At 69.5% G+C, this 21,757-nt stretch carries 20 protein-coding genes; 17 read left to right on the forward strand and 3 right to left on the reverse strand.

All coding sequences use genetic code 11. The features are described from left to right. Positions 1–57: 57 nt before the first annotated feature. Both WCE39_RS11770 and WCE39_RS11775 read right to left on the reverse strand, forming a co-directional pair. A complete protein-coding gene (locus tag WCE39_RS11770) occupies positions 58–2,460 on the reverse strand; it encodes a TonB-dependent receptor plug domain-containing protein (protein WP_343276859.1) in 2,403 nt (800 codons plus the stop codon). 34 nt (positions 2,461–2,494) lie between these two features. Continuing rightward, positions 2,495–3,433, reverse strand: coding sequence for a 2OG-Fe(II) oxygenase (locus WCE39_RS11775; RefSeq protein WP_343276860.1), 939 nt, complete (start codon positions 3,431–3,433; stop codon positions 2,495–2,497). 87 nt (positions 3,434–3,520) lie between these two features. Here WCE39_RS11775 and WCE39_RS11780 point away from each other — a divergent pair, with 87 nt between their 5' ends. The 5 genes from WCE39_RS11780 to WCE39_RS11800 all read left to right on the forward strand — a co-directional run bounded on the left by WCE39_RS11780 (position 3,521) and on the right by WCE39_RS11800 (position 8,519). Continuing rightward, positions 3,521–5,458 (forward strand): ABC-F family ATP-binding cassette domain-containing protein, encoded by a 1,938-nt coding sequence (locus WCE39_RS11780; RefSeq protein WP_343276861.1) that lies wholly within the window; start codon positions 3,521–3,523, stop codon positions 5,456–5,458. 88 nt (positions 5,459–5,546) lie between these two features. Beyond that, positions 5,547–5,999 (forward strand): universal stress protein, encoded by a 453-nt coding sequence (locus WCE39_RS11785; protein ID WP_343276862.1) that lies wholly within the window; start codon positions 5,547–5,549, stop codon positions 5,997–5,999. A 40-nt stretch (positions 6,000–6,039) separates the two neighbouring features. Beyond that, on the forward strand, positions 6,040–6,720 hold the full coding sequence (locus WCE39_RS11790) for a hypothetical protein (protein WP_343276863.1): 681 nt from the start codon (positions 6,040–6,042) through the stop codon (positions 6,718–6,720). 164 nt (positions 6,721–6,884) lie between these two features. Further along, positions 6,885–7,259, forward strand: a complete 375-nt coding sequence (locus WCE39_RS11795) for an FmdB family zinc ribbon protein (protein WP_343276864.1) — start codon at positions 6,885–6,887, stop codon at positions 7,257–7,259. A gap of 6 nt (positions 7,260–7,265) precedes the next feature. Continuing rightward, positions 7,266–8,519 (forward strand): cation:proton antiporter, encoded by a 1,254-nt coding sequence (locus tag WCE39_RS11800; protein WP_343276865.1) that lies wholly within the window; start codon positions 7,266–7,268, stop codon positions 8,517–8,519. On the opposite strand, the gene WCE39_RS11805 is transcribed toward WCE39_RS11800, so the two are convergent. After that, complete coding sequence (locus WCE39_RS11805; RefSeq protein WP_343276866.1) at positions 8,503–9,810, reverse strand: MFS transporter; 1,308 nt, start codon at positions 9,808–9,810, stop codon at positions 8,503–8,505. The two genes, WCE39_RS11800 and WCE39_RS11805, sit on opposite strands and share 17 nt — an antisense overlap. Before the next feature lie 354 nt (positions 9,811–10,164). Here WCE39_RS11805 and aspS point away from each other — a divergent pair, with 354 nt between their 5' ends. From aspS to WCE39_RS11865, 12 genes are all read left to right on the forward strand, one after another. Next, entirely contained in the window at positions 10,165–11,922 is a 1,758-nt protein-coding gene (gene aspS, locus WCE39_RS11810; RefSeq protein WP_343276867.1) for an aspartate--tRNA ligase, read from the forward strand. Positions 11,923–12,114: 192 nt separating this feature from the next. Continuing rightward, positions 12,115–12,687, forward strand: a complete 573-nt coding sequence (locus WCE39_RS11815; protein WP_343276868.1) for a GNAT family N-acetyltransferase — start codon at positions 12,115–12,117, stop codon at positions 12,685–12,687. Beyond that, positions 12,656–13,333, forward strand: a complete 678-nt coding sequence (locus tag WCE39_RS11820) for an esterase/lipase family protein (RefSeq protein ID WP_343276869.1) — start codon at positions 12,656–12,658, stop codon at positions 13,331–13,333. Before WCE39_RS11815 ends, WCE39_RS11820 begins: the two co-directional genes overlap by 32 nt. Before the next feature lie 368 nt (positions 13,334–13,701). Then, entirely contained in the window at positions 13,702–14,433 is a 732-nt protein-coding gene (locus WCE39_RS11825; RefSeq protein ID WP_343276870.1) for a YebC/PmpR family DNA-binding transcriptional regulator, read from the forward strand. Positions 14,434–14,443: 10 nt separating this feature from the next. Continuing rightward, on the forward strand, positions 14,444–14,980 hold the full coding sequence (ruvC, locus tag WCE39_RS11830) for a crossover junction endodeoxyribonuclease RuvC (protein WP_343276871.1): 537 nt from the start codon (positions 14,444–14,446) through the stop codon (positions 14,978–14,980). Then, positions 14,977–15,567, forward strand: a complete 591-nt coding sequence (gene ruvA, locus WCE39_RS11835; protein ID WP_343276872.1) for a Holliday junction branch migration protein RuvA — start codon at positions 14,977–14,979, stop codon at positions 15,565–15,567. The genes ruvC and ruvA overlap by 4 nt, the downstream gene beginning before the upstream one ends. A gap of 22 nt (positions 15,568–15,589) precedes the next feature. After that, a complete protein-coding gene (locus WCE39_RS11840; RefSeq protein WP_343276873.1) occupies positions 15,590–17,569 on the forward strand; it encodes a potassium transporter Kup in 1,980 nt (659 codons plus the stop codon). 299 nt (positions 17,570–17,868) lie between these two features. Next, positions 17,869–18,891 carry a Holliday junction branch migration DNA helicase RuvB gene (gene ruvB, locus WCE39_RS11845; RefSeq protein ID WP_343276874.1) on the forward strand — a complete coding sequence of 341 codons (1,023 nt, stop codon included), beginning with the start codon at positions 17,869–17,871 and terminating at the stop codon, positions 18,889–18,891. 26 nt (positions 18,892–18,917) lie between these two features. Then, entirely contained in the window at positions 18,918–19,355 is a 438-nt protein-coding gene (gene ybgC / locus WCE39_RS11850; RefSeq protein ID WP_343276875.1) for a tol-pal system-associated acyl-CoA thioesterase, read from the forward strand. Further along, positions 19,352–20,158 (forward strand): protein TolQ, encoded by an 807-nt coding sequence (gene tolQ / locus WCE39_RS11855; protein ID WP_452299589.1) that lies wholly within the window; start codon positions 19,352–19,354, stop codon positions 20,156–20,158. The genes ybgC and tolQ overlap by 4 nt, the downstream gene beginning before the upstream one ends. Positions 20,159–20,161: 3 nt before the next feature. Continuing rightward, entirely contained in the window at positions 20,162–20,602 is a 441-nt protein-coding gene (tolR, locus tag WCE39_RS11860; RefSeq protein WP_343276877.1) for a protein TolR, read from the forward strand. Further along, on the forward strand, positions 20,602–21,573 hold the full coding sequence (locus WCE39_RS11865) for a cell envelope integrity protein TolA (RefSeq protein WP_343276878.1): 972 nt from the start codon (positions 20,602–20,604) through the stop codon (positions 21,571–21,573). The genes tolR and WCE39_RS11865 overlap by 1 nt, the downstream gene beginning before the upstream one ends. Positions 21,574–21,757 lie beyond the last annotated feature (184 nt).

A 21,757-nucleotide genomic window follows, 5' to 3' on the forward strand; every position in this document is an offset into this window, starting at 1 on the left:
CCAGCAATCGCAGCTATAGCTGCTCCTACAAAAGTTTGCGGGTGTATCCCGAATCGCCTACCAGCTGTAGCCGATCTTTCCGTACACGAAGGCGCCGTTGAAGCCGAACGGCGAGAGGTTGCTGTACGGGAACTGCCCGTTGGTCGAGTTCGCGAAGCTGTTCTCGTCCGGGTATTCGTTGAGCAGGTTGTCCGCGCCCACGGTGAAGGTCCAGTTGTTCATCCTGTAGGCCGCGGAGGCGTCAAGCAGCCACTTGGCGTCGTAGGTCTGGTCGTTGGCGGCGTTGGCCGGGCGGGTGGTGACGCTGCCGTAGCGGGTCGCGGCCAGGGTGAAGTCCCAGGCGTCCAGCGACCAGGTGCCCGAGAGCAGCAGCTTGGTGTTCGGGAAGCCGTCCTCGATCCGGCCGATCTCGGTGCGGTCGATGCGTTCGAGGTCCAGCCCGGCCTGTTCCAGCTCGTCCGGATTGGGCGCGATGCGGGTGATTTCCGTATCGGTGTAGTTCCAGCCGGCGGTGAGATCCAGTGTGCCGGTGCCGAGGTCGATGCCGTAATTGGCGACCACGTCGATGCCCTGCGTGCGGGTGTCGATCGCATTGGTGAAGTAGCGGCCGCCGTTGACGCCGAAGATGCCGCGTGACTCCAGCAGCGCGCGTACCGCGTCGCCGGTGAGGTTGGACGACAGCGCGATGCGGTCGTCCACCTCGATGTGGTACGCGTCGACGGTGACATAGAGCCTGTCCGCCGGCTGCAGCACCAGCCCCAGGCTGTACGAGAGCGATTCCTCCGGCTGCAGCGCCTCGGCGCCGAAGGCCTGCGCTACCGCGCTGGACGCGGGGAAGGTGCGCACCTCGAACGGATCCGGGATGCCGGCGAGGAACAACGTGCTCACGGTCTGGAAGTACTGCTGCGCCAGCGACGGCGCGCGGAAGCCGCTGGACACCGTGCCGCGCAGTGCGACGGCATCGCTGAAGGCGTAGCGTGCGGAGAGCTTGCCCGAAGCCTGGCTGCCGAAGTCGTCGTAGTCCTCGTAGCGTCCGGCGATGCCGCCGGAGAAGCTGTCGGTGAAATCGGCCTCCAGGCTGGCGTAGACGGCATGGCTGTCGCGCGAGTAGGCGCCCGATACCGCCGGCGCGAAACCGCCGAAGCCCTGCGCACCACCCGGGCGGGCAAGGTCTGGCTGCGAATACGAGCCAGGCTCGCCGGGCGACTGGTTCCACTTCTCGTTGCGGAACTCCACTCCCATCGCCAACGCCACCGGATAGGCCAGGCCCCAGTCGAGCTGCCGGCTGAGGTCGAAGTTGGCGATGTTCTGCGTGGTCTCCAGCGCACCGTCGTAGAACGAGGTGGGCGAGGTCGCGCCAATGCTGGCGTTGAGCGTGTTGCGGGTGAAGAACTCGAGGTTGTTGTAGCCGTGGTTGAAGCTCAGGTCCCAGTCCCAGGCCTCGCCGATGCGGCCGGTCAGGCCGGCGACGATGGCGCGGTCGCGGGAGACGTTGTTGATTTCCGGCAGGAAGCCGTCGGGATGGATGGACGGGATGTTCTGGTTCGGGTTGCCCGGCGCGCGGAAGAACGCGAACGAAGTGATGTCGCGGTTGCTGACCGTGCCGAAGGCGTACAGCGACAGCGTCTCGCTGATGTCGAAGCCGGCGTTGAACGACGCGGCGGCGGCATCGACCTCCGGGTCGCCGATCACGAAGGCCTTCTGCCCCGGCTCGGGCTGGGTCGGCCCCGGCGTGCCGGCGAAGGGGCGCGCGCGGTTGGTGCGGTCCTGCCGGTTGACCTGGGCCGAGAGGTGCATGAAGCCGCGGCCGGCGCCCAGCGCCAGGCCTGTATCGCCGGCAAGCTGGGTCTGGTCGCCATCGCCGGCGGAGTACTGGCCGTGGCTGAGCGACAGGCTGCCGCCTTCCGATGCGCCCTTCAGCACCACGTTGACCACGCCGGCGATGGCGTCCGAGCCGTACTGCGCCGAGGCGCCGTCGCGCAGCACTTCCACGCGTTCGATCGCCGAGATCGGGATCGTGTTGAGGTCCACCGGCGCCGAGCCGCGGCCGATGGTGCCGTTGAGGTTGAGCAGCGAGGACGCGTGGCGGCGCTTGCCGTTGACCAGCACCAGCACCTGGTCGGGCGCCAGGCCGCGCAGCTGTGCCGGGCGGATGGCGCTGGTGCCGTCGGTCAGCGCTGGGCGCGGGAAGTTGAGCGAGGGCAGGGCGCGCGCCAGCGCAGTGGCGAGCTCGGTGGTGCCGGTCGACTGCAGCGCATCGCTGGTGATGATGTCGATCGGCGACTGTGATTCGGCGACGGTGCGATCGGTGACCCGGGTGCCGGTGACGATCACGCTGTCCAGGCTGGTGGCGTCGCGCCGCGGCTGGGCCGGCTCCTGCGCCTGGGCGGCGAGGGTGGGGGCGAGGGCTGCAAGCAGTGCGATGGCGAGGGGGGCGATGGCGAGCGGGGCAGGCTTCATGGTCGGATCCTTGCGACAGGGGACAGGAACGGGCTCAGCGATAGGGGCGCTCGCGCATCCAGCGCGTGGCGATCCACTTTTCGCCGCGGGCGACGGGGGCGCCGGCGTGGAAGGACATCGGGTCGGTGCGCGACTGCGCATCGGTGTAGGCGAAATAGACGGCACTGCCCTTGCGCGGGGTGATCGACAGGCCGCTGTCGGGGAAGGTGGTCTCGCCGCCGGCCTCGACGTCGTTGAGGTAGACCACCAGGCTCGAGACGCGCTGCCCGCCGATGGCCAGGTAGGAGGCCTGGCCCGGCTGCGCGAGGTCGAAGTAGTCGAAGTGCGGCTGGTATTCGGCGCCCACGCCGTAGCGCATGACCTGCAGCGGCTCGCCGTTGGCCACGGGCACGCCGGTGATCCGCTCGATGCGGGCGTCGATGCGCGACACCAGGGGCGAGGCGCCGCGGGCGAGCGAGGTGAGCTCGCTGGTGCGGCGGCCGTCGATGTGCGCGCCGCCGCGCTCGGAATCGACCACGGCGGCGCGCGCCAGCCCCGGCCGGGCTTCGGCCACCAGCGCGTCGCATTCCTCGTGGGTGAACACGTTTTCGAACAGCACGACATGCGGGCGCCGGCAGCGGAAGGCGATCCGGACTTCGCCGTGGTCGCAGGCGATGCCGTGGCCGATGTCGTCGGTGATGGCGGCCACGGGCAGGAAGGGTGGCTGTTTTTTCACCGCGCCGAGGGCCGCGGCAGGCGCTTCCACGAGTCCCGCCGGCAGTTTGTGCTCGACCTGGGGCTGGCCGGCGTGCACGCGCGAGAATCCGGCCTTGAAGCCGTCGGGATCGGTCAGCACGGCGTTGTAGAGCTTGCGCACCTGGACTTCGCTGAAGCCCTGCCGAGCCAGCGCGCCCTGCACGGTGGCGAAGGGCGCGCCCGCCACCACCTGCGAGTGCAGCCATGCCGCCACCTGGGTGCTGAGCTGGATCGCCATTCCCCGTACCCTCCCCGACGCGCCATGAGGCGCAGTCCCGACGTTACCGCACACGGACCCGGCCGTGCAGCCCGGTAAACTGTGCGAATGATCTCTTTCCGCAATTTCGCCCTCCGCCGCGGCGAACGCCTGCTCCTGTCCGATGTCGACCTGTCGTTGCACGCCGGCTGGCGGGTGGGCGTGGTCGGCCGCAACGGCACCGGCAAGTCCTCGCTGTTCGCCGCCGTGCGCGGCGAGGTCGAGGCCGACCGTGGCGACCTCGACCTGCCTTCGCGCCTGCGCATCGCCTCGATCGCGCAGGAAATGCCCTCGCTGCCGGACCCGGCCATCGACTTCGTGCTGGCCGGCGACCAGGCCGTGCACGCCGCGCTGCAGGCCGAGGCCAACGCTTTCGCCGCCGAGGACTGGGAGGCCGTGGCCGAGGCCCACCAGACGCTCGAGGAGGTCGGCGGCTACGACGGCGCTGCGCGCGCCGGCAAGCTGCTGCACGGCCTGGGCTTCCCGGGCGAGGCCCAGCAGCGCCCGGTGGCGAGCTTCTCCGGCGGCTGGCGGGTGCGCCTGAACCTGGCGCGCGCGCTGATGACCCCGTCCGACGTGCTGCTGCTGGACGAGCCCACCAACCACCTGGACCTGGACGCCGTGCTGTGGCTCGAGCAGTGGCTGATGAAGTACCAGGGCACCCTGCTGCTGATCTCGCATGACCGCGAGTTCCTGGACAACGTCAACACCCACACCCTGCACCTGCATGGCGGCAAGGCGAAGCTGTACATCGGCAACTACACCGCCTTCGAGCGCCAGCGCTCCGAACAGCTGCGCCTGCAGCAGATCACCCACGAGAAGACCCAGGCCGAGCGCGCCCACCTGCAGAGCTTCATCGACCGCTTCAGCGCCAGCGCCGCCAAGGCCAAGCAGGCCCAGTCGCGGGTCAAGCGCCTGGCGAAGATGGCCGATACCGAAGCCGTGCGCGCCGAGCGCGATGTGCGGATCGATTTCCCGGCGCCGGCGAAGTTGCCGCATGCGTTGTTGCGCTTGAACCACGCCGACTGCGGCTACCCGGGCGCGGCTCCCACGAAAGCCGCTCCGACAGTGATCCTCCATGACGCCAACTTCGGTCTCGAAGCCGGCGATCGCATCGGACTGCTCGGCCCCAACGGCGCCGGCAAGTCGACGCTGGTGAAATCGCTGGTCGGCGAGCTTCCGCTGTTGACCGGTGAGCGCTATGCCCACCCGGACCTGCGCATCGGCTACTTCGCCCAGCACACCGTCGAAGCGCTGGTGGCCGGCACCTCGCCGATCGACCACCTGCGTGAGATTTCGCCGAATGCCTCGACCCAGGACTTCCGCAATTTCCTGGGCAAGTGGAGTTTCCCCGGCGACCGCGCCTTCGAATCCATCGACGGCTTCAGTGGCGGCGAACGCGCACGCCTGGCGCTGGCGCTGATCGCCTGGCGCCAGCCCAACGTGCTGCTGCTCGACGAACCGACCAACCATCTCGACCTTGAGATGCGCGAGGCGCTGGCCGAAGCGCTGTCCGATTTCCCGGGTGCGATCGTGCTGGTTTCGCATGACCGCCACCTGATCGGCCTGGTCGCCGATACCTACTGGCGCGTGTCCGAGGGCGTGGTGCGTCCCTTCGATGGCGACCTTGACGACTACGCGGCGTGGCTGCGCTCGCGGCCCCAGGATGCGAAAGCGGCGACGGCCGCGCCCGAGGCGCTTGGCGCCAATGCCGCAGCTGCTCCTGCCGCGGCACCGGTTCCAGCACCGGCGCCGGCGCCCGCGCCAACCAGGCCTGCAAGGAAGACCAACCCGCACCGCCTGGCACGGGCCGAACAGCGGGTCGCCGAGCTGGAGGCCGCGCGCGCTGCGATCGAGGCCGAGCTTGCCGACCCGGCGCTGTATTCGGCCGGGAGCGGTGACCGTGCCCAGGACCTGGCGCGGCGGCAGGCCGGACTGGTGGCCGAGCTGGCGCAGGCGGAAGAGTTGGTCCTTGAGCTCTACGCCCAGGATGAAGGGGCTGCCTGAGGCGCCGGGCCGATAGGCGGTTGATCCGGGTCAACGCAGCACGCTGCCTGCCGGTCCATGCTGGGTCGACAACACGGAGGGTATTGCCATGTACAAGCAGATCCTGATCCCGACCGACGGCTCCGAACTGTCCCTGGCCGCCATCGACCAGGGCCTTGCCTTCGCACGCGAAGTCGGGGCGTCGGTGACCTTCTTCACAGTGACCACGCCGATCGGCGTCTATGGCGTGGCCGGCGAACAGCTGGCCGGTGGCTTCGAGGCCTACGACACGATCGCGCGCGAAGAAGGCGCGCGCCGCCTGGCGCAGGCCGAGGAGCGTGCGAAAGCGCTGGGCGTGCCCTGCCAGGTGCGCATGGTCGAAAGCGAGCATGCCTGGAAGGCGATCATCGAGGCCGCCAACGAGGCCGGCTGCGACCTGATCGCGATGGCCTCGCACGGCCGCCGCGGACTCGGCGGACTGGTGCTGGGCAGCGAGACGCTCAAGGTGCTGACGCACTCGGCAATCCCGGTGCTGGTCTACCGGCAACCGAAGGCGGGCTAGCGGATTGCGCCGCCACGCGTGCGGCGGTTAGGGTGGCCGGATGACCATCATCCGACTCTCCGCGCTCTCCGCCGCGCTCGTGGCCCTGGCCGCCTGCGCTCCTTCCGCCGACCAGGCGCCTGCGGCCGATGTTGCCGCTGCCGACGCCGCGCCCGCCCAGGCGCTCGACGCCCCGGTGCCGGACGCGGCCCCCGCCGACGCCTTCCTGGCCGCGCTCGCGGACCACTGCGGCCAGGCTTTCGCCGGCCGCATCGTCGCCAATGAGCCGGCTTCGCCCGAACCCGACGCCTTCGAAGGCAAGGACCTGGTGATGCACGTGCGCGGCTGCGACGACCCGACCCGCGGGCTGCGCGTGCCCTTCCACGTGGGCGACGATCATTCCCGCACCTGGGTGCTGACCCGCACCGACGACGGCCTCCGCCTGAAGCACGACCACCGCCACGAAGACGGCAGCCCCGACGAACAGACCATGTACGGCGGCGAGACTGCCACCGCGGGCACCGCAGTGCGCCAGGAATTCCCGGTGGACGCGGAGTCGATCGAACTGTTCGGCCGCACCGGTGCCGACGTCTCCACCACCAATACCTGGGCGATGGAAATCGAACCCGACAGCCGCTTCCTGTACGAGCTCTCGCGTCCGGGCGGCCGCATGTTCCAGGTCGAATTCGACCTGACCACCCCGGTCGCCGAGCCGCCCGCACCCTGGGGCGCGACCGACTGACCGCCCCCGCCGCACAAGCGGCGGCCGTTGTGGGAGCGCCCACTGTGGGAGCGGCCATGGCCGCGATTCGCCGCCACAGCCGCTCCCGGCTGGCCGCCGCTGTTTGACTTGTCGGGGCATGGCGCCAAACTGCGCGCAGTTTCCGCTGCCCCTTGCCAACACCCATGCCCATCTACGCCTTTCGCTGCGCCGCCTGCGGCCACGCTTTCGACCGCCTGCAGAAGCTCTCGGACGCCGATCCGGACACCTGTCCCGAGTGCGGCGCCGTGGGTGAGGTCGGCCGCCAGCTGACCGCGCCGTCGTTCCGCCTGTCAGGCAGTGGCTGGTACGAAACCGACTTCAAGAAGGACGGCGACAGGAAGCGCAACCTGGCCGAAGGTGGGGAAGGGGCGGGGCAGTCCGATGCCAAGCCGGACGCGAAGCCGGACGCAAAACCCGATTCCAAGCCTGATACGCCTGCCAAGGCCGCAACGGAAACGCCCGCGAAGGCCCCGGCCGCCCCGTCTCCGGGCACCACTCCGCCGCCAGCAAAGCCGTAACGTGCCATGACGCGGGAAGTGCTGTACCTGATCCTGATCTTCGGCCTGCTGGTGGTGCCCAGGGTGCTGCAGCGCTGGAAGCTGCCGGCGCCGCTGACCTGCCTGCTGCTCGGGCTGCTGGCGATGCTGGCCTTCGGTGACCGCGTGCACGACCCGGTGCTGGTGCTGCTGTCCACGCTGGGCATTTCTTCGCTGTTCCTGTTCGCCGGCCTGGAGGTGGACCCGCGCGAACTGCGCAAGGGTGCGGGTCCCCTCATCGTCCACCTTGTCATCCGCTGCGCGACCCTGGCCGGAGCGGCCTGGCTGGCCTGGCGCTACCTCGACCTCAACTGGCAGGCCGCGACCCTGCTGGCGCTGGCGGTGCTGACCCCGTCCACCGGCTTCATCCTCGACACCCTCGAACGCCTGGGGCTGGACGAGGCCGAGCGCTTCTGGGTGACCAGCAAGGCCATCGCCGGCGAGCTGCTGGCGCTGGCGGCGCTGTTCGTGGTGCTGCAGGCGGGTGACACGACCGCCATGGCGATCAACACCGGCGTGCTGCTGGCGATGCTGGTGGGCCTGCCGCTGCTGTTCATCGCGCTGGGGCGCTGGGTGGTTCCGCACGCGCCGGGTTCGGAGTTCTCGCTGCTGGTGATGGTGGGCATGGTCGCCGCCTACATCACGTATTCGATGGGCGTGTACTACCTGGTCGGCGCCTTCATCGCCGGCCTGGTGGCGCGGCTGCTGCGCGTGCGGATGCCGCGCCTGGCCTCTGACGACAACATCCATGCGCTGCGCCTGTTCGCGAGCTTCTTCGTGCCGTTCTACTTCTTCCACGCCGGTACCGGCATCCCGCGCGAGGCGCTGTCCTGGGAAGCGGTGCTGCTGGGCGTGGTGCTGACGATGGTGGTGCTGCCGCTGCGCATCGGCGTGGTCTGGCTGCAGCGGCGGGTGATGTTCCGCGAGGCGCAGGCCGGGACGCTCAAGGTCTCGGTGGCGCTGGCACCCACGCTGGTGTTCACCCTGGTGCTGGCGGAGATCCTGTACCGGCGCTTCGACCTGCCGCCGGTGATGTACGGCGCGCTGCTTCTCTACACCGCGATCAACACGTTCTTGCCCTCGCTGCTGCTGAAGGCGCCGTTCGACGTGGATCCGGCGGATGAGGCGTTGGCACTGGCGCGGGGCGAGGCGTTGGCCGATGCCGAGGGCGAGGGCGCGGTGCCCGGGCCGCCTCCGGTGGCCGACGAGATGGCGGACGCTCCGCTCAGGCACCCGTCCTGACGGATGTCGCGTTGGCGGGATTGCCGCCATCGCCATGGTCATGGCCGGCGCGATCGCTGTCCGCGACCGGCATTTCGGCTTCGGGCAGCAGCTCGAACGCAGTCGGTGTGGTCCGCAGCATGACGTGGAACGCGGACGGGTGGTCGTTGTCGCGATGGCGCAGCAGGCGCCTGCCGCCGGCAACCAGCGCGACCAGGGCCAGCGTGGCGGCATAGAACGCCGGCAGCGCCTCGGGGCCGAAGCGGGTCATCGCCACGCCCGCAGCCGCGGGGCCGATCGCCGAGCCCACGCCGTTGAGCAGCAGCAGGCTGCTGCCCGCGGCCAGGGTGCTTTCCGGCGGCAGGTGGTCGAGCAGGTGGGCCATGCAGATCGGGTAGATCGCGAACGCGAGGCCGCCGAAGCAGAAGCACAGCGCGTACAGCGGCAGGCCGGACTGGCCGATCGGCAGCATCATCGCCAGCGCCGCGCCTGCGGCCAGCACGCAGACCACGACCAGCGTCGTGCGCCGGTCGCCGCCATCGGAGAATCGGCCGATCGGCCACTGCAGCGCCGCGCCGCCGACGATGGTGATGCTCATCAGCAGCGCCACACCGGTGACATCCAGTCCGATCCGGGTCGCGAACACCGCCGCCATGCCCCAGAAGGCTCCCACCGTCATGCCCGCCAGCAGGGCGCCGAAAGTCGCGGCCGGCGCCGCGCGGAACAGCGCCTTCAGGGCCAGCCGCGGCATCGGCGGCAGTTCGGGCTGGACCATCCGGCTGGCCGTGACCGGCAGCGCGCCCAGGCAGATCAGGATCGCGACCAGGCTGAAGAGCACGAAGCCCTCCGCCGGCGCGATGCCGATGAACCATTGGCCCGCCGCCAGCGCGAACAGGTTCACCGCCATGTAGATCGCGAACACCTGGCTGCGCTGGCCGGGCGGCGCCTGCACGTTGAGCCAGCTTTCGATCACCGTATACAGCCCGACCAGCGCGACCCCGGTCACCAGCCGCAGCAGGCCCCAGGCCCAGGGCGAGACCAGGATCGGGTGCAGCAGCACGGTGGCGGCGCACAGCGCGGAATAGAAGGCGAATGCGCGGATGTGGCCGATCCGCTGGACCAGGCCGGGCGCGGCATAGGTGCCCAGAAAGAAACCGGCGAAGTAGGCCGACATCACCAGGCCCAGGACCTGGTCGTCGTAGCCCTCGATCCGCCCGCGCACGGCCAGCAGCGTGCTCAGCAGCCCGGCGCCCATCAGCAGCAGCGCCGCGCCTGCGAGCAGGGCAGCCAGAGGGCGGACGGTGGCGATCATGTCGGAACGGACCGCAGGGGCGGGGGCACGCAAAGTGTCGATGCGGGAGAGGCGTGGGGTGGAAGCGGACCCCGGAGCTTAGCCGGTCCGGCATGACTCCTGCCTTTGTGGGAGCCGCTATGGCGGCGAAGGGGGTTTTCCACAGCCAATCGCGGCCGTGGCCGCTCCCACAGCCCACGGGCTGCTCGTCGACGCCGTTGCGGCTCTTCCCGCCTTTGTGGGAGCCGCTATAGCGGCGAAGGTTTTTCCGCAGCCAATCGCGGCCATGGCCGCTCCCACAGTCAACAGCCGCTCCCACAGTTAAACTAGGCGGCTCCGCCTTCTGGCGGCCCGTTTCCCGCGTCCGGAGTCCACATGCGCACCCATTTCTGCGGCCTGATCGACGAGTCGATGGTCGGCCAGACCGTCACCCTCTGCGGCTGGGCCGACGTCGCCCGCGACCTCGGCGGCCTGTGCTTCATCGACCTGCGCGACCACGAGGGCATTGTCCAGGTGGTGGCCGAGCCGTCGGACGCCGAAGGCAACGCCGGCGTGGTTGCGACCGCGGCGAAGGTCGGCTACGAGGACTGCCTGCGCGTGACCGGTACCGTGCGCCGCCGCCAGTCTGTGAACCCGAAGATCCCCACCGGCCAGGTGGAGGTGGTTGCGACCGCGATCGAGGTGCTGAACAAGGCCGAGCCGTTGCCCTTCCACGCCCACGAGAATCCGGGCGAGGACATCCGCCTGAAGTATCGCTACCTGGACCTGCGCACCCCCGAGATGCAGCGCAGGATGCGCACGCGCACGAAGCTCGTGGCCGCGCTGCGCCGCTGGCTTGACGCGCGCGACTTCCAGGACATCGAGACGCCGATCCTGACGCGCGCCACGCCCGAGGGCGCACGCGACTTCCTCGTGCCGGCGCGCATGCACGCCGGTGAGTTCTATGCGCTGCCGCAGAGCCCGCAGCTGTTCAAGCAGATCCTGATGGTGGCCGGCTTCGACCGTTACTACCAGGTCGCGCGCTGCTTCCGCGACGAGGCCCTGCGCGCCGACCGCCAGCTGGAATTCACCCAGCTCGACATCGAGTTCGCCTGGGTGGATGAAGCCGCCGTGCAGGGCACGGTCGAGCAGATGATGCAGGACGTGTTCCGCGAAGTGATGGACGTCGAACTGGGCGCGTTCCCGCGCATGACCTGGCACGAAGCCATGCGCCGCTATGGCTCCGACAAGCCGGACCTGCGCATCGCGCTGGAGCTGGTGGACGTCGACGAGCTGGTGCGAGAGTCGCAGTTCAAGGTCTTCACCGACGTCGCCGGCGTGGACGGCATGCGCGTGTGCGCGCTTCGCATCCCCGGTGGCGCAGCGCTGAGCCGCAAGCAGATCGACGAGTACGCCGCGCACGCCGCGAAGTACGGCGCCAAGGGCCTGGCCTACGCCAAGCTGGCCGAGGACGGCGCGGTGAATTCGCCGGTGGCGAAGTTCTTCGATGAAGCGGCGTTCAGCGCGCTGCTGGAGCACGTGGGCGCTGGCACGGGCGACATCGTGTTCTTCGGCGCGGGCGCGTACAACACCGTCAGCGACTTCATGGGCGCGGTGCGGCTGAAGGCCGGCAAGGACTTCGGCCTGGTCGCGGATGGCTGGAAGCCGCTGTGGGTCACCGACTTCCCGATGTTCGAGTTCGACGACGAGGCGCAGCGCTACGTGGCCCTGCACCACCCCTTCACCGCACCGGCGGTAGACGACGTCGACGAGCTGCGCGCCAACGCCCGCACCGCCACCAGCCGTGGCTACGACATGGTGCTCAACGGCAACGAGATCGGCGGCGGTTCGATCCGCATCCATCGGCCGCAGATGCAGTCGGCGGTGTTCGATCTGCTCGGCATCGGCGCGGACGAGGCGGAGGCGAAGTTCGGCTTCCTGCTCGACGCGCTGAAGTACGGGGCGCCGCCGCACGGCGGCATCGCCTTCGGCATCGACCGCATCGCCGCGCTGATGGCGGGCACGGAGTCTATCCGCGACGTCATCGCCTTCCCGAAGACCACCGGCGCGCAGTGTCCGATGACGGGTGCGCCGTCGCCGATCGATGACGCACAGCTGCGCGAGTTGCACGTTTCGGTCCGTCCCGCCGGCTGATTCCTTGCCTGTGCAGGAGCCGGTATGGCCCACTTCGAGCAGCCGTGGCGGCGGCCTGGCTGGTCCTCGCCGACCGGAATCGCGGTTGTAGCCGCTCCCACGCCAGGAGTTCCACGGCAGGCGCCCGACGGCAGGCGCTCCCACGGGTAGCCATCCTGCAGGGGCGCGCGCCTGCAGGGAAAGGAATACGACATGTCTCCGATCATCCGTCGAGCCACCCCCGAAGACGCCGCGACGCTGTCCAGCCTGGCGGCGCGCAGCTTCACCGAAACATTCGGGCACCTGTATCCGCCCGAAGACCTGCAGGCCTTCATCGACGAGGCCTATGCGATCGACCGCCAGCGCGTGATCCTTTCGCATCCCGATTACGCGGTCTGGCTGCTGGAGGACGAAGGCGAAGCGGTCGGGCACGCCGCCGCCGGGCCCTGCGGCCTGCCGCACCCCGACGTCGCGCCCGGTGACGGCGAACTCAAGCGCCTGTACCTGATGGCCACGCACCAGAACGGCGGCTGGGGCGCGCGCATGTTCGATGCCGCCATGGACTGGTTGCAGCGCAAGGGCCCGTGCACGCTGTGGATCGGGGTGTGGTCCGGGAATTTCGGCGCCCAGCGCTTTTACGCCCGCAGGGGTTTCGAAGCCGTGGGTGAATACCGGTTTCCCGTCGGCCGCGTCCTGGACCGCGAGTTCATCCTGCGCCGCGTCGCGTCGCGCCTGGACCCCGGTGGGAGCGGCCATGGCCGCGATGGCCGTTCCGATGGCGCCTGAATCATCCGCGGCGAAATCCACGGGAACACCGGCCGTCCGCCAGGTCCTCCTGCTCCACGGCCTGTGGATGCCGCCCTTGGCCATGCGGCGCTTCGCTTCGCAGCTGCGGTCCGCGGGCTGGACGACTGCGATCCTCGGCTACCGCAGCATCGTCGGCAGCACCGGGGCCGCGGTCGGGAGCGTGCGCGAACTCCTCCGCGACGGTCCGCCAACCCACGTCGTGGCCCACAGCCTCGGCGGCCTGATGGCGCTGGAAGCATTGCGCGCGGAACCATCGCTGCCGGTCGCGCGCGTGGTCTGCCTGGGCACGCCGCTTTGCGGCAGCGGCGTGGCCAAACGACTCTCACGCCATGCCCTGACCACGCTCTACCTCGGCCGCAGCGCGGCGCTCCTGCGCAGCGGCTGCACGACCCTGCCCGCCGGCGTGGAGGTCGGCATGATCGCGGGCAACCGGCCGCGCGGGCTCGGCGCGCTTGTTGCGCGCTTCGAGGGCGCCCACGACGGCACCGTGGCGATGGACGAAACCCGCGTGCCGGGACTTGCCGACCATGTCATTGTCGACGCCTCGCACAGCGGGCTGCTGTTCTCGGCCGAAGCAGCACGCCAAGCGGTCGGCTTCCTTCGGGATGGTCGTTTCCCGGGCTGACGCGGGGGCTTGGCGGGGGCGGAGGGTGGGCGGTACTCCGCCGGCCTTGGCGGGGGCGGAGGGTGGGCGGGTACTCCGCCGGCGTCGCGGTGGGGCTGCTCCTGATTGCCGGCGGAGTACCCGCCCACCCTCCGCTGCCACCAGCGCGGCCAGCTGGTGGAGAAGGCAGAAGCGTCGCGCTTTTGACTTTCCGACGGCCAGCGGGACTGCGCCGCAAGGCGGGTTGGGGGGTGCGCAGTGGGCATAAAGGCCCGCGCAGCGGGACAGCCCACGGAGTACCCACCGACCCGCCGTACCGCGCGCCTTCGCCTGGTTGGGAAAAGGGTAAAATCGGGGCATTGCAGTCACTTCCAGGATGGGTAATACGCATGGGCAGGGGTCCCTCCATCGAAACCCGCAAGAACGCCGAAGACGCGCGTCGCGGGAAGGTTTTCACCAAGCTGATCCGCGAGATCTCGGTCGCCGCGCGCGCCGGCGGTGGAGACCCCGGGGGAAATCCGCGCCTGCGCAGCGGCATCGACAAGGCGCTTGCGGCCAACATGACCAAGGAGGTCATCGAGCGCGCCGTCAAGAAGGCGACCGGTGAGCTCGAAGGCGTCGACTACGAAGAGATCCGCTACGAAGGCTATGCCCCAGGCGGGGTCGCCGTGATCGTCGACTGCCTCACCGACAACAAGGTCCGTACCGTCGCCGACGTGCGCCACGCCTTCGGCAAGTTCGGCGGCAACCTCGGCACCGACGGCTCGGTGGCCTTCATGTTCCGGAAGCAGGGCATCCTCCGCTACGGCGCCGGTGCCGACGAGGACGCGGTCACCAACGCGGCGATCGAGTCCGGCGCCGATGACGTGGTGGTCTATCCCGACGACGGCGCAATCGATGTGCTCACCAGTCCCGAGGATTTCAGCGCGGTGCGCGACGCCATGGCCGCCGCCGGGGTCGCCGCGGAACATGCGGAGGTCACCATGCGCGCCGACAACGACGTGGCGGTCGAGGGTGACGTCGCTCGGCAGGTGGTCAAGCTGCTGGCCTGGCTGGAAGACATCGACGACGTGCAGGCCGTGTACTCCAACGCCGAGCTCGGCGACGACGCGTACGCGTAAGCTGTCACCCGTGACCAGGATCCTCGGCATCGACCCGGGCTCGCAGCGCACCGGCGTCGGCATCATCGACGTCGACGCCACCGGCCGCTGCACACACGTGTTCCACGCGCCGCTGGACCTGCTCGCCCGCGCCGCGGCGGCGCCGGGCGACCTGCCGCTGCGCCTGCGCAGGCTGCTTGACGGGCTGCGTGCGGTGATCGAGGAGCACCGGCCGGACGAGGTGGCGATCGAGCAGGTGTTCGTGTCGAAGAACGCGGACTCGGCGCTCAAGCTCGGCCAGGCGCGCGGCGCGGCGATCTGCGCGGTGGTCATGCACGACTTGGCGGTCAGCGAGTACGGGGCGCGCCAGGTGAAGCTGGCCCTTGTCGGCAGCGGCGCCGCGGACAAGGTCCAGGTGCAGCACATGGTCGGCGCCATCCTTGGACTCAAGGGCCGGTTGCAGGCGGACGCCGCCGACGCGCTGGCCATCGCCATCACCCACGCCCACACCCGCGCCAGCGCGCAGCGGATGGGCATCGACGCACGATTGGCCTGGAGCCGCAGATGATCGGACGCCTCAGGGGCCTGCTGGCGCACAAATCGCCGCCTTGGCTGGTGCTGGACGTCAACGGCGTCGGCTATGAGCTGGAGGCGCCGATGAGCACCTTCTACGAGCTGCCTGTGCTGGGGAAGGAAGTCTCGCTGTTCACGCACTACGCGCAGAAGGACGATTCGGTGTCGCTGTACGGCTTCGCGTCCGAAGCCGAACGTCGCCTGTTCCGCGACGTGCAGCGGGTGACCGGCATCGGCGCGAAGATCGCGCTGGCGATCCTGTCCGGGGCCAGCGTCGAGGAGTTCGCGCGCCTGGTGCAGGCCGGCGACGTGACCGCACTGACCCGGATTCCGGGCATCGGCAAGAAGACCGCCGAGCGCATCGTGGTCGAGTTGCGCGACCGTGCCGAGGCGATCATGGGCGGTGCGATCGCGATGCCGATGGCCGGCGTGCCGGCCGATCCGCTGAGCGAAGCCACGGTCGCCCTGCAGCAGCTCGGCTACAAGCCGGCGGAAGCGCAGCGCATGGCGCGCACCGCGCATGCCGAGGGTGACACTGCGGAAGCCGTCATCCGAAAGGCGCTACAGTCCGCGCTTCGCTGAGCCGACGCATTACGGAAAGCCGATGTCCGCAGGTCGATCCAGGCAAGTAGACGCGCCGCAGGAAGGGCGTGGCCGCAGCCCTGCCCGCGGTCGCGACCATGGCGGGGGCGGTGGCGGCGAGTCCGGCACGGGCCGCAGCAGGATCGGCCTGGCCGGCCTCGTGGTCGGGGCCATCGGCGTGGTCTTCGGCGACATCGGCACCAGCCCGCTGTACACCCTGCGCGAGGCTTTCAACCCGCATTACGGCCTGACCGCCAACCACGACACCGTGCTCGGCATCCTGTCGCTGATTTTCTGGGCGCTGACGGTGGTGGTGACCTTCAAGTACGTCACCATCATCATGCGCGCCGACAACGAGGGCGAGGGCGGCATCATGGCGCTGATGGCGTTGGCCCAGCGCAGCCTGAAGCCCGGGTCGAAGTCGGTATACCTGGTCGGCATCTTCGGGGTGTTCGGCGCCTCGCTGTTTTTCGGCGACGGCGTGATCACGCCGGCGATCTCCGTGCTGTCCGCGGTCGAAGGCCTGGAGGTGGTCGCGCCGGGGCTGGACGACTGGATCGTGCCGATCACCGTGGTGGTGCTGGGCGCGCTGTTCGCCACCCAGCGCTTCGGCACCGAGAAGGTCGGGCGCGTGTTCGGGCCGATCACCATCCTCTGGTTCGTATCGCTCGCCGCGCTCGGCGTGCTGAACATCCTGCATGAGCCGGAGGTGTTGAAGGCCATCAATCCCCTGTGGGCGGCCCGCTTCTTCATCGAGCACAGCTGGGGCGGAGTCTTCATCCTCGGCGCGGTGGTGCTGGCGGTGACCGGTGGCGAGGCGATCTACACCGACATGGGACATTTCGGCGCCCGGCCGATCCGCCTGGGCTGGTACTGGTTCGTGCTGCCCGCGCTGATGCTGAACTACCTGGGCCAGGGCGCGCTGGTGTTGGACGATCCCGAGGCGATCCGCAATCCCTTCTTCATCGGCGTGCCGGAGTGGGGGCGCTGGCCGATGGTGGTGCTGGCCACCCTGGCGACGGTGATCGCTTCGCAGGCGGTGATCACCGGCGGCTTCTCGGTGGCGCGCCAGGCCATGCAGCTGGGCTACATCCCGCGCATGCGCATCAAGCACACCTCCAGCGAGACCATCGGCCAGATCTACATCCCGGCCGTCAACTGGTCGATGGCGGTGATCGTGATCGCGCTGGTGCTGAGTTTCCAGACCTCGTCGGCGCTGGCCACGGCCTACGGCATCTCGGTGTCGATGACGATGCTGATCGACACCCTGCTGCTGGCGATCGTGGCGCGCGCGCTGTGGCCGAAGGCGCGGCGCTGGGTGCTGCCCTGCTGCGTGGGCTTCGTGGTGATCGACCTGGCGTTCGTGGTCGCCAACGGCGCCAAGATCATGCAGGGCGGCTGGTTCCCGCTGGTGCTGGGCATCGTGCTGTTCACCCTGCTGCGCACCTGGCGCCACGGCCGCCAGCTGCTGCGCGCGGGCGTGCAGGCCGGCGGCCTGCGCCTGGACACCTTCATCAGTGGGCTGATGCTGGCGCCGCCGGTGCGCGTGCCGGGCACCGCGATCTTCATGTCCAGCGACCCCGGCGTGGTGCCGCACGCCTTCATGCACAACCTCAAGCACAACAAGGTGCTGCACGAACGCAACCTGTTCCTGACCGCGGAAACGCTGGCCGTGCCCTATGCGCCGCGCGAGCGCCGCCTGGAGCTGCACGGGATCGGCGAAGACTTCTACCGGGTCACGGTGCGCTTCGGCTTCATGGAGATCCCCGACGTGCCGCTGGCCTTGATGCGCGGCTGCGACATGGAAGGGCTGGATATCGACCCGATGGACACGACGTACTTCGTCGGCCGGGAAACCGTGGTCGCCAGCCGACGCGTCGGTATGCCGCTGTGGCGCGACCGTCTGTTCGCGGTCATGCACCGCAACGCGGCACCGGCGAATGCGTACTTCCGCATCCCGGGAAACCGCCTGGTGGAGCTGGGGGCGCAGGTCGATATCTGAGGCGTTCGTGCCTGGCCTGTGCATGGCATCGGGACAATCCAGAAGCCAGCCACGGTACTGTTACCGATCCTGCCGGTGATGGTGGTGGGCGGCTATGGTGCCTGCACCGGCTGTGGGGATTGCAGCGCCGCGCGTCCGGAGCCGGTTCTGGTATTCGGCGATGGGCGGCTTCCCGCATTCGCAACCGGGGTGCCGCCCGTCGACCAGGACGCCGGTGGCGCCGGGTGGCAGCTATAGCTGCTCCTGCAGGCGTGTCGTCGGGCATGGGCCTGTGCCGGTCGGCGTGCGAACATGGCGGCATGACTGAAGAGCGGATCATCGGCGGCGGGGCCACCCGCGAAGACGCCGCCATCGAGGCCTCGATCAGGCCGCAGCGACTGGACGACTACCTCGGCCAGCAGCCCGTGCGCGAGCAGATGTCGATCTACATCGAGGCCGCGAAGCGCCGCGGCGAGGCCATGGACCACGTCCTGATCTTCGGCCCTCCTGGGCTCGGCAAGACTACCCTCAGCCACGTGATCGCCAACGAGCTCGGCGTCAGCCTGCGTACGACCTCGGGTCCTGTGATCGAGAAAGCCGGGGACCTGGCGGCACTCCTGACCAACCTGCAGCCGCACGACGTGCTGTTCATCGACGAGATCCACCGCCTGTCGCCCGTGGTCGAGGAAGTGCTGTACCCGGCGATGGAGGATTTCCAGATCGATATCATGATCGGCGAGGGCCCGGCCGCGCGCTCGATCAAGCTTGACCTGCCGCCCTTCACGCTGATCGGCGCCACCACGCGCGCGGGGCTCCTGACGGCGCCGCTGCGCGACCGCTTCGGCATCGTCCAGCGGCTGGAGTTCTACAGCGCCGCCGAACTGACCCGGATCGTGCGCCGCTCGGCGCAGATCCTCGGCATCGACTGCGCGCCCGAAGGCGCCGACGAGATCGCGCGGCGCTCGCGCGGCACCCCGCGCATCGCCAACCGGCTGCTGCGCCGCGTGCGCGACTACGCCCAGGTGCGCGCCGCCGGCCACATCGACAAGGACGTGGCGGATGCCGCCATGCAGATGCTCAAGGTCGATCCCGAGGGCTTCGACAACCTCGACCGCCGGCTGCTGAACCTCATCATCGAGAATTTCGATGGCGGCCCGGTGGGCGTGGAGTCGCTGGCGGCGGCGCTGAGCGAGGAGCGCGGCACGCTCGAGGACGTGATCGAGCCCTACCTGATCCAGCAGGGCTTTCTGGTGCGCACCGCCCGGGGCCGTATGGCGACCCACAAGGCCTGGCGCCATCTCGGCCTGCAGCCGCGAGGCCCGGGCGCCGAGACCCTGTTCTGAGCGAAGCCAGCCGCGATCCCACCGCCATGAGTACCTCCGTAATGCCTCTGTTCAGCCTTCCGACCCGCGTGTACTGGGAAGATACCGATGCCGGTGGCGTGGTCTACCACGCGCGCTACGTGGCCTTCATGGAGCGTGCGCGCAGCGAATGGATGCGCAGCCTGGGCTACGGGCAGCAGGCCATGATCGATGGCCGGGACCTGGTGTTTGCGGTGCGCGACATGCAGCTCGATTTCCGTTGGCCTGCACGCCTGGACGACGCGCTCGAGGTCACCGTTGCGCTGGCACGGGTGCGCCGGGCCAGCGTGGAGTTCGCACAGGAAGTGCGGCGCGATGGCGAGCGGCTGGCGTCGGCGCGGGTGCGGGTCGCGGCGATCGATGCACGCAGCTTCCGGCCGCGGGCGCTGCCGGACCAGCTGTACGAACAGTTCAAATCCCTCGAATCCAACGCGGAGCAAGATTGATGAGTGCAACGGCCATCCTGATGCAGGTGAGCAGCATCGAACCCCTGCCGGAGGACGCGCCGGCGGACACCGTGGCGCTGGCCGCGGACGCCGCCACCCAGGCCACGGCCCTGCCGACCACCGGCGGCGAGCTGGACCTGCTGCACCTGATCCTGCACGCATCGCTGCCGGTGCAGCTGGTCATGCTGGTGCTGCTGTTCGCCTCGATCGCCTCGTGGGTGATCATCTTCCGCAAGAAGCGCCTGATCGACCGCGCCGAGAAGGAGGCCGATCGCTTCGAGGAGCGCTTCTGGTCCGGCGCCGACCTCGGCAAGCTCTACAGCGCCGCCAGCGAGCGCAACCGCGAGGTCGAGGGCCTGGAAGCGATCTTCGAGGCGGGCTTCCGCGAGTACAGTCGCAGCGGCCAACGCCGCGGTGGCGACAGCCGGGCGAAGCTGGAAGGCGCGCAGCGCGGCATGCGCGTGGCCAGCTCGCGCGAACTCGACGGCCTCGAGCACAACCTGGAGTTCCTCGCCAACGTCGGCTCCATCGCGCCCTATGTCGGCCTGCTGGGCACGGTGTGGGGAATCATGATCGCGTTCCAGGGCCTGGTGAACGTCAAGGAAGCGACCATCGCAAGCGTTGCGCCCGGCATCTCCGAGGCGCTGATCGCGACGGCCATGGGCCTGTTCGCGGCCATCCCGGCGGTCTGGGCCTACAACCGCTTCGCGACCAAGGTCGAGCGCGTCGCCGGGCGTTACGACGCGTTCTCCGAGGAGTTCTCCTCGATCCTGGAGCGCCAGTCCTCGGCCGGCGAGGCCTGATCCATGGCCGTCCGGTCCCGCCGCGGCAAGCGCCGCCAGCTCAAGAACGAGATCAACGTCGTGCCCTATATCGACGTGATGCTGGTGCTGTTGATCATCTTCATGGTCACCGCGCCGCTGATGAACCTGGGCGTTGACGTGCAGCTGCCCGAATCCAATGCCAAGTCGATCACCGAGCAGAAGGATCCGGTGGTGGTCAGCGTGGACGCGGGCGGCAACTATTTCCTTGCCGTTGAAGCCGGCAGCAACGAGGCCGTGGACCCGACCACGCTCAGCGCCAAGGTGCGCGCGCTGGTGGCAAACAACGCCGACGTTGCGGTGTTCGTCGCCGCCGACGGCGCCGGCAGCTACCAGAACGTGATGGACGCGATGGCGCTGCTGCAGAACGCGGGCGTGGAGCGCGTCGGCCTGATGAGCGATCCCAGGCAGGGTGGCACACCCTGATGCGGGAGGAACGCGCCGATACCACGCGCGCGGTGGTGCTGGCCGTGCTGCTCCACGTCGCCCTGTTCGCGCTGATGTTCGCGGGCCTGTGGTGGACGCGGGACGCGGCGCCGCCTTCCGCCGCGGGCTCACCGATCAGCGCCGAACTGATCGATGTCGGCGACCTGTCGGCGGCGATGCAGCAGACCCTGCTCAACCGCCCCGAGCCGGCGCCGTCGGAGCCGGTGCCGGCGCCACCGGAGCGCGAGCCGGCTCCCGATCCGGAGCCGGTCGTGATCGAAGACGCGGCGCCCGAGCCGCAGCCGATCCCGGTGCCGCTGCCGGAGGACGCGCCGATCGAGCAACAGCCAACGCCGCAGGTCCAGGTGCCGGAGCCTTCGCCCGTGGACCAGGAAGCGGTGCGTCGCGACGCGATCGCCCGCGAAACCGCGGAGCGCGAAGCGGAGGAAAAGCGTCGCCAGGAGCAGATCGACCTGACCGAGCGCAAGCGCAAGGAAGAGGCCGAACAGAAGCGCCGGCTGGCGCAGGAGAAGCTGGCGGAGATCAGGCGCGAACAGGAGCAGGCGCAGCGTGAGCAGCGCGAAGCCCAGCGCAGGCTCGAGCGGATCGCTCAGAGCAGGGCGGACCAGGCGTCGGAGCAGGCCTCGTCGGCCGGCTCGCCGCCGCCCGGCAACCAGGGCGTGGATGCCGGCCTGCAGGCGCAGTACCAGGCCGCGATCATGGAGGCGATCCTCAGCAACTGGACGCGACCGGACAACGTGCCGCTCGGGCAGCGGTGCCGGATCACAATCACTCAGGTGCGCGGCGGGACGGTGGTCAGGGCGGAGGTTTCGCCGTCGTGTCCGTTCGACGAGCTCGGCCGGCGCTCGGTGGAAGCCGCGGTGCTCAAGGCACAGCCCTTGCCCTATGCCGGTTTCGAAAGCGTCTTCAACCGCACCCTCAACCTGAACTTCGAAGCCCGGGATCGCTGACCTGCGCCGGTCGCACTGCAGGAGCGGCCATGGCCGTGCCCGATCCTTGTGGCACCGGCGTGCGATCCCTGTGGGAGCGGCCATGGCCGCGATCGCCGGCGGGAAAGGCATCGCCGCCATAGCGGCTCCCACGACAGCAAGCCGCATCGCCGCTACCGCAACTCCAACGAGAGCCGGGATCCGT

Source organism: Luteimonas yanweni, from assembly GCF_039548475.1.
Classification (GTDB): domain Bacteria; phylum Pseudomonadota; class Gammaproteobacteria; order Xanthomonadales; family Xanthomonadaceae; genus Luteimonas.

Bases quoted from the DNA above. Each gene is read 5' to 3' on its own strand.
- WCE39_RS11770 (WP_343276859.1), bottom strand. From the start codon at position 2,460: ATGAAGCCTGCCCCGCTCGCCATCGCCCCCCTCGCCATCGCACTGCTT.
- WCE39_RS11775 (WP_343276860.1), bottom strand. From the start codon at position 3,433: ATGGCGATCCAGCTCAGCACCCAGGTGGCGGCATGGCTGCACTCGCAG.
- WCE39_RS11780 (WP_343276861.1), top strand. From the start codon at position 3,521: ATGATCTCTTTCCGCAATTTCGCCCTCCGCCGCGGCGAACGCCTGCTC.
- WCE39_RS11785 (WP_343276862.1), top strand. From the start codon at position 5,547: ATGTACAAGCAGATCCTGATCCCGACCGACGGCTCCGAACTGTCCCTG.
- WCE39_RS11790 (WP_343276863.1), top strand. From the start codon at position 6,040: ATGACCATCATCCGACTCTCCGCGCTCTCCGCCGCGCTCGTGGCCCTG.
- WCE39_RS11795 (WP_343276864.1), top strand. From the start codon at position 6,885: ATGCCCATCTACGCCTTTCGCTGCGCCGCCTGCGGCCACGCTTTCGAC.
- WCE39_RS11800 (WP_343276865.1), top strand. From the start codon at position 7,266: ATGACGCGGGAAGTGCTGTACCTGATCCTGATCTTCGGCCTGCTGGTG.
- WCE39_RS11805 (WP_343276866.1), bottom strand. From the start codon at position 9,810: ATGATCGCCACCGTCCGCCCTCTGGCTGCCCTGCTCGCAGGCGCGGCG.
- aspS (WP_343276867.1), top strand. From the start codon at position 10,165: ATGCGCACCCATTTCTGCGGCCTGATCGACGAGTCGATGGTCGGCCAG.
- WCE39_RS11815 (WP_343276868.1), top strand. From the start codon at position 12,115: ATGTCTCCGATCATCCGTCGAGCCACCCCCGAAGACGCCGCGACGCTG.
- WCE39_RS11820 (WP_343276869.1), top strand. From the start codon at position 12,656: ATGGCCGCGATGGCCGTTCCGATGGCGCCTGAATCATCCGCGGCGAAA.
- WCE39_RS11825 (WP_343276870.1), top strand. From the start codon at position 13,702: ATGGGCAGGGGTCCCTCCATCGAAACCCGCAAGAACGCCGAAGACGCG.
- ruvA (WP_343276872.1), top strand. From the start codon at position 14,977: ATGATCGGACGCCTCAGGGGCCTGCTGGCGCACAAATCGCCGCCTTGG.
- WCE39_RS11840 (WP_343276873.1), top strand. From the start codon at position 15,590: ATGTCCGCAGGTCGATCCAGGCAAGTAGACGCGCCGCAGGAAGGGCGT.
- ruvB (WP_343276874.1), top strand. From the start codon at position 17,869: ATGACTGAAGAGCGGATCATCGGCGGCGGGGCCACCCGCGAAGACGCC.
- ybgC (WP_343276875.1), top strand. From the start codon at position 18,918: ATGAGTACCTCCGTAATGCCTCTGTTCAGCCTTCCGACCCGCGTGTAC.
- tolR (WP_343276877.1), top strand. From the start codon at position 20,162: ATGGCCGTCCGGTCCCGCCGCGGCAAGCGCCGCCAGCTCAAGAACGAG.
- WCE39_RS11865 (WP_343276878.1), top strand. From the start codon at position 20,602: ATGCGGGAGGAACGCGCCGATACCACGCGCGCGGTGGTGCTGGCCGTG.